15 protein-coding genes and 1 pseudogene are annotated in these 19,412 nt (G+C 34.7%); 3 read left to right on the top strand and 13 right to left on the bottom strand.

Translation table 11 applies throughout. From position 1 onward, the window contains the following. Positions 1 to 21 precede the first annotated feature (21 nt). The 5 genes from I5435_RS11925 to I5435_RS11905 form a co-directional block, all read right to left on the bottom strand. Positions 22 to 210: a hypothetical protein gene (locus I5435_RS11925; RefSeq protein WP_024361777.1), complete on the bottom strand. Its 189-nt coding sequence runs from the start codon at positions 208 to 210 to the stop codon at positions 22 to 24. Positions 211 to 307: 97 nt separating this feature from the next. Beyond that, positions 308 to 1,852 carry a solute symporter family protein gene (locus tag I5435_RS11920; protein WP_024361776.1) on the bottom strand — a complete coding sequence of 515 codons (1,545 nt, stop codon included), beginning with the start codon at positions 1,850 to 1,852 and terminating at the stop codon, positions 308 to 310. Then, complete coding sequence (locus I5435_RS11915) at positions 1,849 to 2,187, bottom strand: DUF485 domain-containing protein (protein WP_024361775.1); 339 nt, start codon at positions 2,185 to 2,187, stop codon at positions 1,849 to 1,851. Before I5435_RS11915 ends, I5435_RS11920 begins: the two co-directional genes overlap by 4 nt. Before the next feature lie 460 nt (positions 2,188 to 2,647). Then, positions 2,648 to 4,201 (bottom strand): solute symporter family protein, encoded by a 1,554-nt coding sequence (locus I5435_RS11910; RefSeq protein ID WP_024361774.1) that lies wholly within the window; start codon positions 4,199 to 4,201, stop codon positions 2,648 to 2,650. Then, positions 4,202 to 4,537: a DUF485 domain-containing protein gene (locus I5435_RS11905; protein ID WP_024361773.1), complete on the bottom strand. Its 336-nt coding sequence runs from the start codon at positions 4,535 to 4,537 to the stop codon at positions 4,202 to 4,204. Between the two features lie 559 nt (positions 4,538 to 5,096). On the opposite strand from I5435_RS11905, the gene I5435_RS11900 reads away from it, so the two are divergent. The 3 genes from I5435_RS11900 to accD all read left to right on the top strand — a co-directional run bounded on the left by I5435_RS11900 (position 5,097) and on the right by accD (position 8,024). Further along, the gene (locus I5435_RS11900; protein WP_029747163.1) at positions 5,097 to 5,717 is read left to right on the top strand and encodes an SCO family protein; all 621 of its coding nucleotides are present in this window, start codon (positions 5,097 to 5,099) and stop codon (positions 5,715 to 5,717) included. Between the two features lie 850 nt (positions 5,718 to 6,567). Beyond that, positions 6,568 to 6,717 carry a hypothetical protein gene (locus I5435_RS11895; RefSeq protein ID WP_337982302.1) on the top strand — a complete coding sequence of 50 codons (150 nt, stop codon included), beginning with the start codon at positions 6,568 to 6,570 and terminating at the stop codon, positions 6,715 to 6,717. 458 nt (positions 6,718 to 7,175) lie between these two features. Continuing rightward, positions 7,176 to 8,024 (top strand): acetyl-CoA carboxylase, carboxyltransferase subunit beta, encoded by an 849-nt coding sequence (gene accD / locus I5435_RS11890; protein WP_025219471.1) that lies wholly within the window; start codon positions 7,176 to 7,178, stop codon positions 8,022 to 8,024. Between the two features lie 1,374 nt (positions 8,025 to 9,398). Here the strand turns inward: accD and I5435_RS11885 are convergent. The 8 genes and pseudogenes from I5435_RS11885 to I5435_RS11850 all read right to left on the bottom strand — a co-directional run bounded on the left by I5435_RS11885 (position 9,399) and on the right by I5435_RS11850 (position 19,404). Further along, positions 9,399 to 12,020: an HD domain-containing protein gene (locus tag I5435_RS11885; RefSeq protein WP_337982301.1), complete on the bottom strand. Its 2,622-nt coding sequence runs from the start codon at positions 12,018 to 12,020 to the stop codon at positions 9,399 to 9,401. A 141-nt stretch (positions 12,021 to 12,161) separates the two neighbouring features. Beyond that, positions 12,162 to 12,425 (bottom strand): annotated as a pseudogene (locus I5435_RS11880) (flavoprotein); the annotation flags it as partial. A 48-nt stretch (positions 12,426 to 12,473) separates the two neighbouring features. Then, a complete protein-coding gene (locus tag I5435_RS11875; RefSeq protein ID WP_337982300.1) occupies positions 12,474 to 12,674 on the bottom strand; it encodes a hypothetical protein in 201 nt (66 codons plus the stop codon). Positions 12,675 to 12,712: 38 nt separating this feature from the next. Continuing rightward, positions 12,713 to 13,066, bottom strand: a complete 354-nt coding sequence (locus tag I5435_RS11870; protein WP_337982299.1) for a hypothetical protein — start codon at positions 13,064 to 13,066, stop codon at positions 12,713 to 12,715. Positions 13,067 to 13,139: 73 nt separating this feature from the next. Next, positions 13,140 to 13,343, bottom strand: coding sequence for a hypothetical protein (locus I5435_RS23175; RefSeq protein WP_443136929.1), 204 nt, complete (start codon positions 13,341 to 13,343; stop codon positions 13,140 to 13,142). A gap of 1,018 nt (positions 13,344 to 14,361) precedes the next feature. After that, positions 14,362 to 15,930, bottom strand: coding sequence for a glycoside hydrolase family 10-like protein (locus I5435_RS11860; RefSeq protein ID WP_337982298.1), 1,569 nt, complete (start codon positions 15,928 to 15,930; stop codon positions 14,362 to 14,364). Between the two features lie 440 nt (positions 15,931 to 16,370). Beyond that, positions 16,371 to 17,150, bottom strand: a complete 780-nt coding sequence (locus I5435_RS11855; RefSeq protein WP_258842165.1) for a GNAT family N-acetyltransferase — start codon at positions 17,148 to 17,150, stop codon at positions 16,371 to 16,373. A 397-nt stretch (positions 17,151 to 17,547) separates the two neighbouring features. Next, positions 17,548 to 19,404, bottom strand: coding sequence for an alpha/beta fold hydrolase (locus tag I5435_RS11850; protein ID WP_337982297.1), 1,857 nt, complete (start codon positions 19,402 to 19,404; stop codon positions 17,548 to 17,550). Positions 19,405 to 19,412 lie beyond the last annotated feature (8 nt).

Below are 19,412 nucleotides of genomic sequence, written 5' to 3'. Positions count from 1 at the left end.
ACACGACAAAAACAGCCACATTTAGAGCGAGTAATCGTCTCCGTGTGGCTGTTTCCTATGTTTTGTTCTATTGTGTTCTAATGTAGCATGCTTCGTTTTTGTCACGCGCTCATGCGTACTAAAAGGGGCAGTTTGACGTTTTTTTTCAACATCCTTACCTTGCGTCCGTTTTAAATGCATACGTTTCTTTTTAGCTTTGGATAGTGCCATGCTAATCCCTCCATTTCACACTACCAATATATTACCGAAAAGAGGGAGAAAAGTAAAACCCCGTAAGCATAAAGTTTACGGGGTTTTAGTGATAGTATTAGTGAGATACGTCTTGAACTGAAATACCAGTGTTTGCTTTTACATCAACTTCACGATATTTCGCATCATCAGATTCTTTAGAAAGTAACGTTCCGATGAAACCACCTAGGAAACCAAGTGGTACAGAAATTATTGCAGGATTCGTTAACATTATTAACGGATTACCTACGAAGATTGCTTTACCTTCAACTGGATTCCAAACGTTTGGAGATACAGCTACAAGTATTAAAGCAGAAATTAAACCTGTTAACATCGCTGTTACTGCACCAGCCGTATTAAAGCGTTTCCAATAAATTGTGTAAATAATTACTGGTAAGTTTGCTGAACCAGCAATACAGAATGCTAGTGATACTAAGAACGCAACGTTTAATGTTTGTGCACCAAGTGCAAGAAGGATTGATACTATAGAGATTGTAATAGAACCGATACGAGCAGCAAGTACTTGCTCTTTTTCTGTAATCTTACCTTTTTTAATAATTTGACCATAAATATCATGTGATAGGGCAGATGCACCTGAAAGTACAAGACCTGCTACTACCGCTAAGATTGTTGCGAATGCTACTGCACAAACGAATGAGAACAGAATGTCGCCACCAAGTGCTTCTGCAAGAAGTGGAGCAGCCATGTTACCAGCCGCGTTTGCAGCGATAATGTCTTCTTTACCAACGAATGCAGCAGCACCGAAGCCTAAGAAGATTGTTAATACATAGAATAGACCTACAATCCAAGTAGCCCAAATAACTGAAGAACGAGCTGTTTTTGCATCTTTTACTGTGAAGAAACGCATTAAGATATGTGGAAGACCTGCAGTACCTAATACAAGGGCAATTAAAACAGAAATTGTATCAATACCGTTTGTATACTTAAGTCCAGGGTTTAAGTATGCCGCACCGCTGTCAGTAGCAGTAGACATTTCTGTAAACATTGTTGAAATACTGAAGCCAAACTCTTTTAATACTAAGAACGAAATAATGACAGTACCTAACATTAATAGACAAGCTTTAATAATTTGTACCCAAGAAGTTGCAGTCATACCACCGAATAAAACATAAGTAGTCATCATAACACCAACGATTAATACTGCAACCCAATAGTCAATTCCTAAAAGTAATTGAATAAGTGCGCCTGCACCAACTAGTTGTGCAATCATGTAGAATAATACAATTGTAATGGTACTTAGAGCTGCTGTACCACGAACTTTAGAATTATTAAAACGTGCTGTAATCATGTCCGCTAATGTAAATTTACCAAGGTTACGTAATGGCTCAGCTACGATATATAGCACCACTAAGTAAGCTACTAAATAACCAATAGAGAAGAAGAATCCATCAAATCCGAATAATGCAACGGCACCAGCGATCCCTAAGAAAGAAGCTGCTGATAAGTAGTCACCAGCAATAGCTAGTCCATTTTGCCAGCCTGTTAAACCACCGCCTGCAGTGTAGAAATCACTTGCAGAAGAAGTACGTTTAGATGCCCACCATGTAATAACTAATGTAAGACCAACAATTGCTACGAAGAAAAATATTGCGATAAAGCTCATAGGCGGCCACCTCCGTTTTCATATTCAGCTATAATTGCTTTTGCTTCTTTGTCATAGCTATTTGCTTTCGCAACATATAGATGACATAAACTCCAAGTCATGATGAATAATCCTGCTGCGTAAATCCATACCCAAGTGACTTCCCCAATAGCCTTTTGGTGTAGGATTGTTGTGTAAGATGTAAGAATAGGTAGCAACATGTAAGCTGCTAAAAAGAATACAGTGATTGACCATAAAAAGGCATTCTTTTTTCTTACAAGTGCTTTAAACGATTCTTGTTTTGCAATTGCATCATAATCAATAACAATGCTTTTGCTTGCTTGATTGTTCGCCATAAACATTCCCCATTTTGTGTTTATTTTTACTGCTTAAATACTATTTTTTGCTACTTTAGTGAATTCACATCTTAATTTTATGAGACAGTTCACGAAATTGCAATACATTTCAGAAAAATTATGTAAAAAAAATTTTCTGAAAAATAGACTTTAAACAGAAAATACATGACAAAGCCTAGAAATTAAAGGGTTTTCGAAAATTCAGATAAATTTATAAGATGATGATATTACTAGGTTCTTGACAAAAAATCAGTTGTAATAACCGAGAAAAAATGCGTTTTTTCTAGAAAAAATAAACACTATTTATCTAGTGAAAATTGGTTATTTTCTTATTTTTGGAAAAAGAATAGTATTGTTCGATAAGTAAAATGTTTAATTTTTTATAATAAAAAAAGAAAAAACCCGACCGAAGTCGAGTCTTTTTTTACTATAAAAAGGGGTCGTTAAAACCTTAATCTGATTAATGGGAAATATCTGAAACAGATACCCCTGTATTTGCTTTTACACGGATTTCTTTGTAAATACGATCCGCCTCAGCCTGAGATACTTTGTTAGATGAAAGAACAGAACCTAAGTAGCCAGCAATAAAGCCAAGAGGAATCGTGATAATTGCTGGAACTGCAAGTGGCACTAGTGGATTTCCAACAAAGATTGCTGCACCTTCAACTGGACTCCAAACGTTCGGACCCATAGCACCTAGAACTAAACATGAAACTAAACCTGTTACCATGGCAGTTACCGCACCAGTTGAATTGAATTTTTTCCAGTAAATTGTATATAAAATAACAGGTAGGTTGGCAGAAGCCCCGATACAAAATGCAAATGATACTAAGAATGAAACGTTTAAACTTTGTGCAAATAATGCAAGGATAATCGATACAATGGCAATAGAAATTGAGCCTGTACGAGCAGCTAAAACTTGTTGCTTTTCAGTTAATTTACCATTTTTAATAATCTCACCATAAATATCATGAGAAATTGCAGATGCACCTGTTAATACTAGTCCTGAAACTACCGCTAAGATTGTTGCAAATGCAACCGCACAAATAAATGACATAAGTACATCGCCGCCAAGGAATTCAGCTAATAGTGGAGCAGCCGTATTTCCAGCTTTACTTTCAGCGATGATTTTATCAAGCCCTACAAAGTGCATAGCGCCAAAACCTAAGAAAATTGTTAATGAGAAGAAAATAGCTGTAATCCAAGTTGTCCAAGAAATAGAAGCACGAGCTGTTTTTGCATCTTTAACAGTAAAGAAGCGCATTAGGATATGTGGTAAACCTGAAGTACCTAATACTAGTGCCATCATCATTGAAACAGAGTCAATTGAACTTGAGTATTTCATACCTGGCACTAAAAACTTATCGCCGTGATCAGTTGAAATCGTATCAAACATTTTCACTAAAGAGAAATCGAATTTCATTAATACCAGTGTTGCTAATAAACCTGTCCCAAATAGTAAAAGTCCAGCTTTAATAATTTGAACCCATGAAGTAGCCGTCATACCACCAAATAATACATAAGTAGTCATCATAACGCCTACAATTAACACCGCAACCCAATACTCAATACCAAATAATAATTTAATAAGAGCACCTGCACCTACTAATTGAGCAATCATATAAAGAATAACGATAATAATTGTGCCTGTAGCAGCTACTCCACGAATACGTTTTTCATTAAAGCGAGCTGTTAACATATCGGCTAATGTATAGCGTCCTAAATTACGCATTGGTTCTGCAATTACATATAGTAAAACTAAGTTCGCAACAACATAACCTACTGAGAAGAAGAAACCATCAAAACCAGTTAATGCGATAGCACCTGAAACCCCTAGAAATGCAGCCGCTGATAAGTAGTCACCAGCAATCGCAAAGCCATTTTGCCATCCTTTTAATCCACCACCGGCAGTATAGAAATCACTGGCAGAAGAAGTACGCTTCGCAGCGATATACGTAACGATTAATGTTAAACCTACGATTCCTAAGAAGAATCCTACTGATACTAAATTCATTTATTTTCCACCTTTCGCTTGATACTCTGCAAGAACTGCAGCTGCAGCTTTATCGAATGAAGAAGCTTTTTTTACATATACTGTACAAAGAACAATTGTCATGATGAAAAGTCCTGCTGAGTAAATCCAAACGCCCGTAATACTACCAATAACTTTTTGTTGTAGTACAGGCTGGAAAGCAAGGATTGGTAGTAAAATATAAAGAATTAAAAACCCTGCTGTGATCGAAAAAAGGAAAGTATTTTTCTTTTTTACGAAGTTGTTGAACGATTCCATAGCTTCAATTGCATTATAGTCAACTGATTGTACGTTTTTGTTCTCAGTAATGTTAGCCATTATTATTCCCCCTAAAGTTATATATTGCTGTTTAAAACGACATATTTCTTTTTGTCTCGTCGTTATATTCACTTATTTTATGAGGAAGAATCCTATAATGCAATACTAAAATTTTAGTTTTTCAAATTTTTAGTCAAATTTAGATAGTCGAAATAAAGTAGAAATAATAAGGATTTAATAGAAATTATCTGTATGAAAGAGAACCCATTTCACTCTTGAAATAGTATTGTTGAAATAGCTTATTGATAATAATTTTGAATGTAAAAGAAAAAATGAACTTAAAAGAGAAATTTAGTGTTTTCCTTATTTTTCTATAAAAGAGAGTCTATAAATGAATAGCAAAAAAACCTTGTTATATAACAATTATATGATGTCTTGGGAAATAAGAAAATTAGTAAAAAAATGCTGAAAAAATTTTTAAAAAAACTTTTAATAATATGGCATAAAATGGGTTTAAAGCTACCAAAAACATACAAATGAAGGAGTTTGACATAAAGAAGGAAAAGATTCAAGACCATTATCTTGTATTTGTAATCTATAATTTATACAATAAAAAACGATGATAAGTTGGAGGGAAGTGTACACTTTGTTAAGAAGGAAATGGATCGTACTAGTTGGATTACTAGTAATAAGTAGTTTATTAACAGCTTGTGGTAGTTATAAATTTGAACCTGAAATGAGTATTGACGTACAAGATTTTTCTTTTACAAATCAAAACAATGAGCAAGTGAACCTTGATAGCTTTAAAGGAAAGCCTTGGTTAGCCATGTTCATATTTACAAATTGCAATTCGATTTGTCCGCCGATGACATATAATATGACAGATGTGCAAAAGTCATTAGAAGATGAAGGCGTAAAGGACTATCAAATCGTAGCATTTAGCGTAGATCCAGAAGTTGACACACCTGAAGTATTAAAAAATTATTTAAAAACGTACTCGGTTGTTGATGATAGCAAATGGCAGCTGCTGACTGGTTATAAGCAAGTATATATTGAGCAATTTGCGCGAAAATCATTTAATTCATTAGTAAAAAATGATCCGAATTCTGATCAAGTAGTACATATGTCGAGTTTTTATTTAGTAAATGCTGATGGTGTTGTCGTAAAAGATTATGATGGCACGACAGATGTACCGGTTGAAACAATCGTAGCAGATATGAAAGCATTGTCTAAAAACTAAATACAACGCAAAATAAACTCAGTTGATTAAACAATTAGCTGAGTTTATTTTTTCTATTAGAAAAGGACATAAAGTCTATAAACCAATAAAATAAACGTATTTGATGATTTATAAATTGTGTTTAGATATTATTTGGATTTTTATATGAAAGTTAATTTCAAACAAGCTAGTTTTTTAACTCTCCTTGTTTTTTTAATACGGATAGTTTGTTCATAATTATTGATATTTCGGGATATACAACTATACTGAAAAACTCTTGATTTAGTAAAGTTGCAACAATTAAAAAAAGTTACGATTAATAACCCTGAATATTGGCTCAGTGGGCACGTACGGACGTTGCCAGGTACATGCTTTCCCTTGTTGATCGCCGTTTACAAATGGTCATTATTAGCTCTTCAGGCTGAGTTTGGAACGTTCTCTGTAACCTTATTCCCGCAAAGTTTTTCATCTTGTTCAAGAGCTGTTACTAGAAGATGAATTGCTTTACATTGAGAGAACGCTTGAAAAGCGCTTTGGTAGACCACAAGTGAAAGTAAACATGCACAAACGACGAAAAGAATATGAAATTGAAGGAATTTTAGAAATTGCATAAAATTTTATGCAGTTTTTTCTTTACTTTTAAATAATTGTTTTGTAAGATAAAGCCAAATCCAAAAGTGGCCAGACCACTTTTGGATTCATTCAGTAAGAGACGCCATCATCTAAAGGTGGTGGAGATTGTTTCTTTATAATTAGGTATCCAAACACCTACTGAATGAAGATAAAGCCTTTGGATGCATTGTTTATAGCGCGAAAGGAAAGCGACAACATAATTATGCCAAGGGAATAGATTGACCAAGGAGTTAATCGTATGGATAAAAAAACCGAACAAAGGAAAGTGTTTTTAGATATCGTCCAACAATTACGACAGCTTATAAAAATGGAAAAAATACAGGCTGATGAAAAGTACCAACCGAACGAGCCCTTTCAGAACGTCAGGGTGTCTGGCCATCCTCTATAAATAGAGGCATTGGGAAGTTTAAAGTTGTTAGGTCTTATTGAAACAAGACTTAGGGGAAGTACGTTTCTAGCTTCTACACAAAAGCATCAGATCGTAGAAATATTGTCAATGTTTATATTAGAAGATGAAAAATCAAAAAAAGGATGTCAAATTAACACGACAAATTCTTTTAAAGGAAGCCATTCACTATAAGTTATACAGTGATTCTGCGAACACTAGTGTGTGGGACAGTTTTTTTGTAAAGCTAGAGATAGAGGTACGACTAATTGTCTGGATGTTTTACGAGAAATAATCATCACGTCAGAAATAATCATTTTTCACTAAAAGTCTGCTTCAATTAGCAGTTTATGCCTGTGACCGTTTAAATCGATGCAGCTTGGCTATGAAAAAGAAGCATTAAAAGCTTACGAACAAAAATGCTGAACAAGGCATTTAGACAAACATAGGGGGAGTAAAACATGGCAATACGTAGCTTATTTAGTAAAAAGAAAGAGGACGGACAGGAAAAGAGATTTCCAGAAGGACTTATGACAAAATGTCCAGAATGCCGTCATATTCAGTTAACAAAGGAATTAGAAAAAAATCATAAAGTGTGTACAAAATGCGACCATCATTTCAAAATGACTGCACAGGAGCGCGTAGCCTATTTCTTAGATGAAGGTTCATTTGTTTCAATGGATGATCATTTACAAACAAGTAATCCACTTAATTTCCCTGATTATGTAGAAAAAATTTCAGTGGCTAAACAACAAACGGGATTAAGCGAAGCTGTACTAACTGGGTTAGGTACTCTTGATGGAGAAGAAATTGTTGTAGCAATTATGGATTCTCATTTCCGTATGGGCTCAATGGGCTCCGTTGTAGGAGAAAAAATCACACGTGCCGTTGAAAAAGCTATTGAATTACGTGTACCGGTTATTATCTTTACTGCTAGTGGTGGTGCGCGCATGCAAGAAGGTATTCTATCATTAATGCAAATGGTAAAAACGAGTGTGGCATTAAAACGTCATAGTGAAGAAGGACTATTATTTATTTCAATCATGACGCACCCTACATACGGTGGCGTTTCAGCAAGCTTTGCTTCTGTTGGAGATATTAATATTGCAGAACCACAAGCATTGATTGGCTTTGCTGGTCGCCGTGTAATTGAAGAAACATTAAGAGAAAAATTACCAAATGATTTCCAAAAGTCAGAGTTTTTACTAGCGCATGGTCAGCTTGATGCAGTTTTCCATAGGAAGGATTTACGAAACCAAGTAGCGATGCTTGTAAAAATGCATACAAATGGCGATGTGCAACATGTCTAAAAATTTAGCTTTTGAAGAACCGATAGTACAATAACGAGAAAAAATGGATGAATTAAAAACTGAGAAATAAATAAAGAAGACATCAAAGTCTAAACTTTTTGACACTGAAGTAAAGTTTAGACTTTGATGTCCAAGAACATCTATTCTGTCTCACTATCATAAGTATACTTAACTATGAAACATAACTTCCTATAATTTATATTATGTAAACTAAAATTATTTTGCGTGGAGGAGGGCTTGGATACGTCAACACGATACTGTAAAAGGACAAGAAACTTTAACTTTAAACTTTCCCTACTTTTAGACAATAATTTATAATGTATAAAATCGGATAGTTGTTGATGATATTCTTTTTCTAGAATAAGTACAACACGTTTGTTGAAGCAAACTACAAAAAGTTCCTGATTAATAAGCCGTACTTCGCCATTAATAGTAAAAGTAATTAATTCTATCGGTTAATATTAACTCTGCATTCTCAATGCCAAAAATATTGTAAATAGCATCTACATAGGAGTATGCATTCTTCTCGTTTTTAGAGATTGAAAAGTTCACATACGAAGAGGATTTGACGGTTGGTTTATAGATATCATAAAGTGGTTTCGTATTTGTGAAGCTTTCGAAATTGGTAAAGCCCGTTTCTGTATAGAATCCCCAATTTCGGCCTTCGGGCATAACACAGTAGGTTCTTCCATCTCCAATAAGAAATGATTGTAATAAAGCTATGTTATGGTAGCTATTAATTTATATGCAAAAGCTTCTCAATTGTATGTCCTATACTATAAAATATTTCTCAATCTGACAAATTGCAGAAACGTAAATACATTCAGTGCAAAAATCGCAATATAAATAGCTCTTTTAATATTAATTTTTTTGTTCTCATATCTGTTATCCTCATTATTAATTATCATCTACTACGTTTTTTGATAGTTTCACGGTATTAAAGTTATATTTTCTATTGGTTTGAAGATAAGATGCGATATCGTTCATTGTAGTCATATTACTCCAAAACGCAACTGAAGCAGTTAAAATCATTACTTTCACTTCCTGGCACCTCTATTACAGCTATTTTTTAAACAAAGAAAAAGGTGTATCTTAAAAATACACCTCGGTTAATCTGTATCAAATTTAAATGATACCTAGAATTTGTTTGATCAGTAATACTCAGTCAATTAAAAGATTTGATGTAGCCCACTGTGCACGAATTACAGATACTTCTCTAAATTTAGGTAAACGTAAACCAATCTCACTTTAGTTCCGAGAACCTTCTCCTGGTATGATAATTCAACAAAAATTTTCATGTCCTACACCAGATTAAACACTCTAATTTCATTATACTTACTTTTTTTATTGAAAGAAACTTCTGTACAGGATTCTTCACAGTATATTTTGTACTTTAATAATTGTAACATGGTCCATAATCACATCACTATTATTGACTGTTCCAATCTTTACTGAATTTGAACGCATAATTGTAATATCAATTTCTAAAGCCTCGGCAACCGCTTGATGTATATAGTTCTCCAACGATGAAGATCTGACATCCCAACTATCAATTGGCCAGTTAACAAATCTACCAGGACCAGTTTGGAGAATACCTGGTGTTCCTCCCTTATAAGTAAAAACGTTATCTGATAGGTTTATTTTACACTTATGTTCTGTTTCATAAATAGATATACTAGCATCATGTACGAAAATAATCTCACTAAATTCAGCACTTTTAATTAGTGAAATGATTTCAGAATAACTAAAGTATTCCAATTTATTTTTGGTTATTTTTAAGCTATTACATTCTCCCCCAAATGCTCTAATAGCATGTGCACATTTTATTTCAAATTCCTCTTCGCATTCCAGTCCAGCAATCAATTGGGACTGCTCACTTGCCCACTCAATCAACTTCTCACTTTCAACCAAAGGTATTCCAATATCCCTAGAAGCTCTCTCAGATTCGCCAATAAATACTCCTAGGATACTTGTAATTTGATTAGTGTTTGTACCACCTACTGTGACGCAACCACCAATTAAACCCTTATTTCCCATTCCTATTTCTATTGGGAAAATCAGCGCTCTTGCAATAATCTCTCCATCCTCATTTTTAATTGTCCTCATGTTCTTAGATAAGTTTTCTATTATTTCTTTTGAGCCATCACTTAATGTTTGATAGTTTTCTGTTGTTCTCCTAATTAAAGATAATGGACTAATATTTTTCCAATCATTTGCACTAATAACTTTAGTTTTTGTACTCTCTATTTCATTCTCATAGTATAGGTCAACATTTAGTGTTGGAAATTTCCCTTCTAAAAGCTCTTCGAAAGTTATTTTTTCCTTTCTTGAATCTCTTGTATCTCTACTATCTAATAATTTTTCAATTTCAACCTTACTAGATAACCATACTCTTATCTTTGTACCTCCTTTCTTAATGTATTCTTCAGGAAGTGCACTTCTGAGCAAAGGTCTATCATCCACTCCGTTTAGAAACTCAAGAATATTTGTTGAATCTCTGCCTTCGTCAAAGCGTCTTGTCGAGATTCTTACCTTCGAACCCCACATAAATACAGAGAAAAATCCAACCCCATATCTTCCTGTTGAACTAAAGGGTTTTGATTCTAAGCCAGGAAACTCTTCATGCATTAATTTAGTTGACCAAAATGATTGTCCAAAATCTAAAAATGGTCCAGTTAATACTTTGGGAGACATTCCAACCCCATTATCCTCAACTTCAATATAATGCCCGTCTTCATCTACGCCCGTTCTAACTATTACTTTACCCCAGTTCTCATCTTCTTCCTCAAGTATCCTTCTTGCTCGAATTGCATCAGTGGCGTTTTGAATTAACTCTCTAAGAGGAGCAAATAGATTATGCCCATATAATTGCTCGCCCCCTAGTTGTTTCACTAGTCTAGCTACATTTCCAACAGTTATTTTAGTATCAACAGGTTGCCATCCATCTATGGTTATTAATTTAGATAACCGTTCCATATTTGAAATAGATGCGACACCTGTTGCTATTAATTGTTTCCTATTGGTATCAGCAAGTAATGAATCAACTTCTCTAAGCTCTGAATCAATTAATTTAAGTGTTTCGTAACAGAGCCACCAACTATCTACTTCTTCTATTCTAAAAGGGGTCTTAGATGTATAAACAACTCTTCCTCTTTCCAATCTTGGTTGATATAACTTTTGTTGAAATGCCCAATGTTTATCAGCATAATTTGAAGGTTTTCTTACGGCCCTTAAAAAGCCTGGTGCTCTCCTATCATCAATATGACATACATCAGCCACTCTTAAAAGACAAGCAAGTTTTACAGGATCGACTACCCAATCCTGAGGAAACAGTCCAGGAGCTCCTAATTTATCTGGTAATTTGTCTTGTAGTTCCTCAATACTCCACCAATGACTATGAGCTATTTGTCCAATAAGCTTACCATACGATTCGCGTAGTTCTGAATTCTCAATTAAGTAATATTTATTATTATCAGGACCAGTCCATGAGACTTGTGCTAATTTCTCAGCATGTTTAGCGTGTAATAGCCTCAATATCTCTTGTGTCGCTTCTTTTTCAATTTCTTTACTTGGATTTTTTATTTCGTCATCCGTAACTTTCTTTCTTTTATTATCCCCTTTTATAATTGATGCAACAGTATCTACCCAAAGCATACTTTTCTTTAATTCTGAAATACCTTCCGGAAAAGCTGCTAAACCCATTCCCAGATCATGAATTAAAAACGCTCCACCAAGAACAAATACCTCAGGAGGAGTAAGCTCGTAGTCTCCTCCAGTAATTAAATCTGTCATTTCCCATAAAGCATCTATATGACTAATATCATGAACTGTAAAGTCAGGCAAAATCACGTTTATTTCAGCCGCTAGAATTTTTGCCCTTTCACGAAAGCTTTCAAACGATACTCTTAAAAGCTCTCTTTCTTTAGTATACAAATCTGTTTCATATTGAACGGCAAGATTTTGTTGCCAGACCGTTGTTTGTTCATAGCGATTCATGTCTTTTTTCCTCTTTTCTCATGCGTATTAGGATAATTTTACCACACATGTTTCGACATGAATATACTTCCTTATCTAGGATGATTAGTATCCTTAATTTTAAGAATTGTTACATTTTATGATCGGACTTGCTCTTGCTCGTGCGCGTCCATAAATTTTTGCTCCTACAATATAGAAGCCTTTTTCGGGCTGTCTTAATATTTCCTCTCCATTTGCTCCTACTGTTCAACAGCTATGCACACTAGGGTCAATTAGTGGTGCCAATGCTTGCATACTATCTGTTACAGTATCAATAGAAAGACGTAGTTTGCTGTTAATTGTAAAATCTGGTCGACTTCCTGCATTTACAATAAGCTCTTCGAATCCTGTTAATACTGTATGTTTGTCATTTAAAGTTCCAACAATTTTATTTTTCTATCCTTTTTAACCATTGAATTGGATTTGTTAAATATGTTAGCGTTTATATTCGGGCTGTTCTAAAATAATCGGATTCGGATTGCAAAGTACCCATTGCACTGCCAATTCGCATAGTCTCGCAGATTCCTCATCTCCATCGCCATTGTGAAGTTCTTTCGCTAAAGTGATAGACTCCTGAAGTTCAGAGGGATGTAATGGCGTACCTAAGCTAATGTAATGGTTCAAACTTTTGAGCATTTTACGAAAATCATTATCCCAGTTGATGCCGCCGTTATCTAAAATTTCCCAGTAATGCGAATAACTTCTCCTTGTATAGTTTGCGCATGTCCTTGCGAAGGAATTAGTAAATTCCAAAGTTCATTATGTTGCGCCTGCCAGCACTTTGTACATACTGTTATTGGAGACGTACCATCATGCGTTTTACGATTCTCTACTGGTGGAACATCAAATAGCTCATAAAGACGGGAAAGTGCCTCATCCGTTTCGTTCAAATATTCTTTATTAAAACCTTCTCTATAAAATTCGAAGTCTTTTCCAATTCGCTTAATAGAATTTTTCATTTCCGGCGTTACAGCTATACTTGCGCTCAGAAAAATCTCAGAAACTTCCACTAGATCAACAATATTCATATTTCTACATACTGCTAAAGCTTTGTCCAAAGGCGTCTCATTCATCATATTTACCGCGCTAATATTTGCGCCTTTAGAAACCAATGTGCGGCACCGCATTTGGTTTAAAAAAAGCAGCCGCAGCAAATAAAGGTGTTTCATTTTGATAATCCAAGGCTTCTATATCTGCATCTAACTCAAGAAGCAATTCAATATTCCCCCGCCAACTTATTGCCTGATTATGTAAAGCCGTTCTTTTGTAATTGTCTCTCGCATTTATATTTGCCCCCTGTTCCACGAGCCAGCGAACCAATTCATCCGGTACATTGAAAAAGCTTAAGGCTGTTGTTTTACTATAACCACCATATGCATCTAGCTCGCACTTTGTAAATACCTCTTGTAATGCCGTAATATCACCTGCTTTAATTAGTTCATTAAAATTTTTCGGTAACGTTTTTCACTTCCTCGCCATATGTATTTTCGCTCCTTACATTAGATTTTTGAATATAGTTCATCACGTCATTTACCATATATATACCAATCAGTATTTTACAATTTCTTAGCTAAAAGAGTTTACAGTTAAGAGGTTATACTTATGCAAACGTTTTGGGAAAATGACTAAAGAAGATGGATATTACGCTTAGGGTAATCCAAGCATTAAAGTGATCGAGCAAACAAAAAATTCACCTCTCAAAATCTTTTTCTTTGATGTTGCTACCAACCAATTTGACTAAACTATCCACAAAATCATTTCATGATAATAAAAAAGTTGATAGGAGAAATACTCCATATCAACTTTTTATCCTTTGTTAAAATAAAGTATCAACCAGCTTAGTTTGTTCACACTTATGAATAATTTTCATAAATATTGGACAAATCTACATTAAACGATAATTAGCATTATTTAAACGAATAATCCCCTTTTGAACGATAAATTATGTGAAACATCCGATAATTAGAAAGTTTTGACCAAGGTATTTATATTATGTAAACTAAAATTATTTTGCGTGGAGGAGAGCTTGGATACGTCAACTACCCATAAAGATCGGTTTTAATTACTAACGATACATAAAGTTTCTCACGCGTGACGGTGTGATTCTCTTTTCTTTTGTTTTTAAGCATTTGTAGCAACTGTTACGACCTTTGATGGTTCGTAACCTGCCCCTTACTGATGAGAAAATAAGTACCATTTTATATCTCCAGGCCGTATATAGAACTGCTTTACAATAAGGAAAACTAAATGTTCCTCTGCGTTTAACTAACTAATGGAAACAACCTCGTAAGCTATAGTTACGAGGTTGTTAGGATTAAACTTTTCAGTTTGACTGGTAAGGAATTCCGTCTTTTAGAACAAAAGCAGTTTTACTTTCCACACCTGTAGCAGATATAGACTTTATACCATATGTGTATACTTTACTCTTATTTGCCTTCGTATCTACATAAATCGTATTACCTTGTGTGTTATAAACCACGTCCACTATATTTTTAGCGTCTTCATATGATCCTTCTTTTGTTCCATCAAATCGATATATTACATATTTCCTTGGTTGAGTACTATTTTCATCTGTAATAGTAAGCTTCATGCCGAAAGACTCTTTACTCAATTTAACATCAGTTGGACGTAAAGGTATTGCAGAGTCTTTCCAATAAATTGAAGGTGTTAAAGCTTTATAATTGTATAGTTGCTGATTTAGATAAGAAGCATGTCCAAGAGCGTTATTGTTAATACTTCTTAGAGAAAAATGCATTTGTCCTTGAGCATTATTATTTGCTCTGTTGGCGTTTACTTGGCTGATAATTTCCGTCTTATTATTCCACGCAGTATCAGAATCATTTCCAACTTTATGATTGGCCATGCCAATATATAGATTAACAGGATGGACTTTTGCGTACGTTTGAACTTCTCTTCCCCACCAATCTAATAAAACCGAGTAATTTGCTGCTTTATGATTTCTAGACCAATAGATTTGAGGCGCAACATAATCGATACTACCATCTTTAATCCACTGTCTTGTATCAGCATAAAGATCATCGTAGTTACTCATTCCATTCGTGTTACTACCAGTAGAATCTTGCTTTTTGTTTCGCCAAATTCCAAACGGAGATATTCCGTATTGAACATGTGGTTTAATTGCCTTAATGCTTGCATAAATCTTTTTTACTAATTGATTAACATTATTTCTGCGCCAGTCTTCAATATTATTGAATGAGCCACCATACTTTTTAAAAGTTTGTTGATCTTGAAAAGTCTCTCCTTTTATTTTATAAGGATAGAAGTAATCATCCATATGTACTGCGTCGATATCATAGTTGCTTACTAATTCTTCTATGGTTGATAATAAGTAATTTTGAACTTCCGGCAAACCAGGATCTAAATAGTATTGTTTACCGTATTTCACTACCCAATTAGAATTTTTACGGGCTACATTATCGGCAGCAAGATTAGACAAAGATTGCGATGGCATCGTGACCCTATATGGGTTTACCCAAGCATGAAGTTCTAATCCTCGCTTATGTGCTTCGTCCAGCATTATTTGCAATGGATCAAAACCCGGATTGGTCCCTTGTGTCTTGCCAGTTATATACGATGACCATGGAGCAAGCTTAGATGGGTACAGTGCATCATTTAATGGCTTAACTTGAAAAATAACTGTATTAAAGTTATTAGCTTTTAATTTGTCTAAGGTACTTTGAACCCATTGAGTATATTGGGTTTTACTCATACCTGCCTTCATATCAATATTAGAAACTGTTGCAATCCAGGCTGCACGCATTTCATTTTGAGGTAGTGAATTAGCTGTAGCCTTTTGATTTGTAAAACCAGGGATAAGTAAAAGTAAAACAAAAAAAGTTACTAAGCACTTTCCGAAAAAATTTTTAAACATAAATATTGAAATCTCTCCTTTTAATTCTCAGCTATTCAAACCTAGCTGTTACTATAACCTAAGTAAATACCATTTCAGCCTATTCTATAAAAGTAGGAACTGATTAATCCTTCTAAATTTTGTCGGCAGACCCCCTATTGGTAATTTTAATTGTTTGCGAAGCTCGGTGGAATATTTTATTCTGTTTCTTCGCTCACTATATAATACCACAAATACCCAATTATTCTTCCTTCACTGGTAATTTCCATTTCCAATCATTTGGTCAATTGTTAAGTTTGTGTGATAAAGTGGATCATAAAAAGATTGATTATTTCGGAAAGTGAATATTCAACTAACGCACCCCGTTAGTTGAATAGGAAAAGAAACGCTTAGTCCACAATCGCACCCTTTAACGGAATAACACATGAGCTTCTATTAGCTAGTTTTTTAAGTACGAGGCGCTACTGCTTGGTAGAGGGTGACTGGCAGCCATAAGAGTATGCAAGACATAGAAAACCACTCTTTTCTAGGATAGGCCTACTCATTGAACTGGCGTCAACAGTAAGGAAAGGATGCCCGTTTTCATATGCCTTTTTTGCACGAGTAGCTAAAAGTGCTGTATAATAACCTTTTCCTCGGAACAACGGTAGTGTTGAACCTCCCCATAAGCTGGCGAAAGAGGAATTTTCCTCTAAATACATCCAAGCTGCACTTACAAGCTGACCATCTTCATAAATTCCATAAAGGTATAGGGATTCAGGATTATTCTGTTTATCTCTCCAAAGTCTTTCTCCCAGCTCAGCATGCGGTACATTCCAGATGGCATCTTCTAGAACAATAATGTCTTGAATGCCTTGTTCATCTGTTATTTCCTTTAAGTTGAAGTTTTGGTCATAATTAAGCAAGGGATGCTGTTCATCTAACTTCATGACCATTAGTGCTTCAGGGTCATCTACTGTGAATCCTTCTTGTTCAAGAATATCTTTCAAACTAGTAGGCTTGTCATAGTTATACACCTTCCACTCAAAATCTTGCTCAAGGTTACTAAAATAGTTTAACTCGTTCTTAATAATTTCTCTTACATCACTTTCGTTTACATTAGATGAGATAATGAACCCTTTTTCACCAAACTGTGAAATGTGACGCACGACATGTTCTGTTTCCTCTCTTATGTAACCTTTTACTCGAGCCTCTTGTCGAAGTTCTTTGTGGAATAGTGAGATTAATGCATTTTTATCCATGGGCGACCCCCTATATTTTAAAAATTCTTTTCTAACGAATCTTAATCCTTTAATTAGATTAGTACCAATTATTTCAAAAGAAGACGTTAAACTCAACCTTTTTTCGTAAAAAAGACGTTTTTCCTTGTTCCATAATCGCGCCCTTTAATTGAATAACAACTTCTTTATCTTTTCTTAATGCTTCAACTGATGTAATTTACTAATTTTCAAAATAATATTAGAGCTATGAGACGTATCGAGATTCAGAAACGCGTACCGTTGCCCATCTCGATTACTCTCCCAGCGCATAATAAAAGTCTTTATCCTTTGTCAAGATAAGGGTAATTACATGCCATGCGTAAAGAGCAATACTTTGTTCAATTCGCATTTTACTACCTTAGGATACGGATATACATTCTCATCTGTTAGTACTACTATTTTTTATTACCAAATTAGCCGTTTCACTCGGATGGTTAAGAGGAAAATGATGTCCATATGGAACAAAATCAACCTTACCAAGATGCGAAGGAGCAGAATAGCCTCTGTCATAATCCCCCCAAATAATGTGAAGATTATACTTTGTTACTTCATTGAAATCACCTTGAACGTTTTTCAATAGTAAACTGTTAAGCTGAACTGTAGTATTTAAAATTCTAGGAGAAGTAAAACTGCTAGTAATTTTTTCAATGTAATGTTCAGGGATACTCTCCGTACTTTCAAATAAACCATTACTTAATAAATAACGCTCTATCAATTTAGTAGTTGCCAATTTCAATGTCCATTTGTTCATAAATTGAGGAACATTTATCGATTTAGCCTTTTTTATAGCAACAGGTGGCTGAAGTAAAGTAATTGTATACTTCTTATCTATGTGCTTTTGTACTAATGCTTCCAAAAGAATATACGCACCAAATGAATGGCCAATTAGATGGGCACCATTAGTAGCTTTCTCCAATAACTTTTTCAATACATTCAAATAGATATTTAAAAGATTTTTCTCTCGTTTAAAAGGAGAACGTCCCAAACCCGGAAGGTCCATAATCCATACAGGTCGACCCGTTTTTTCATGAAGCTCTTTCCCTAAAGGAAATAAATCCTCTCCATCACTTAATAAACCATGTAATAAAATAAACGGTTTACCCTCTCCTTGTGATTGGTAAATGGTAGTATTGTAACATAATGTTCGTTTAAATAAATGACTGTGCTGGCCATTTTGATACATCATGCGATAATCCAGATCAGCTATTACGGCTGGGGAAAATTTCATTACATTTGTCTCCTTAAACCAATCTTCTCCCATAATCTTTTTCACTGAACCATTTGAAAATGTTCGATTTGTAATAAAGTTTAGCCCATCAGCAGGAATTTTGGTAATTTTGCTTACGCCACTATTCATAAGTGCTTTCATAAATGGCAATGGGGCAGAAATTTTAGGTGCAGTCATATTCATACTTTCTGACACAACATCTAATAATTGTGAAATATTTTGATCGTGTTGTTTATCTTCAACAAGTGTATATGTTTGTATAGCTGGTTGTTCCAATCTGAAAACCTGCACAATAAACTTTGCTAGTTCATCGTTTGCAATAAGTGGTAATCTATATTTCTTACCTCCAGGAATCACTGGCATGAGCCCTTTTCGCATACTCATCACAAGCAAGCCTAAGCCTCCTGTTTGCTCCGTACTCCCTGTTTTACTACTACCAACTACAGTTGGTGGATTAATTACTGAAAGCGGATAACCTATTGTTGATGCCTGCTGACGGATATAAAGATCTGCTAAAAACTTTGTTCTCTCATATGGATTTTTTATTTTCAAAAAATTGTTTCCTTCTTTAAACACATCTATCGCAATTTTGCTATTTTTATCATCAAAGGGACTCATATAGCCTACAACATGAATAAATTGTTGCAATCCCTTCAATTGGTGGATGTTTTTAGCGAATTCACTAATATGTTTGGCACCATTCAAAAATACGGAAGCAGCCTCTTTGCTTGTCGCTTGAATATCCATGGGGCCTCCTGCGTGAATAATTACATCCGTTTTCAATACCCACTCCCTATCTTCAGCACTTAGACCTAAGTCTATTTTCGTCAAATCACCTTCAATAAAGTGCATAACTGCCTCATTTAAGATGCCTCTTTCTTGATACATGCGTGTTGCTTTGCTTTTCGATCTCACTAATAGAAGAATTGTAACCTGCTCTTTGGCTAATTCCTTCACTAATTCCTTTCCAATAAAACCTGTTCCGCCAGTTAAAAATACTGTTCTCATATAAATCC

The organism is Lysinibacillus sp. C5.1, from assembly GCF_016350185.1.
Lineage (GTDB): Bacteria > Bacillota > Bacilli > Bacillales_A > Planococcaceae > Lysinibacillus > Lysinibacillus sphaericus.
This window is presented reverse-complemented; position numbering and strand designations above follow the sequence as displayed.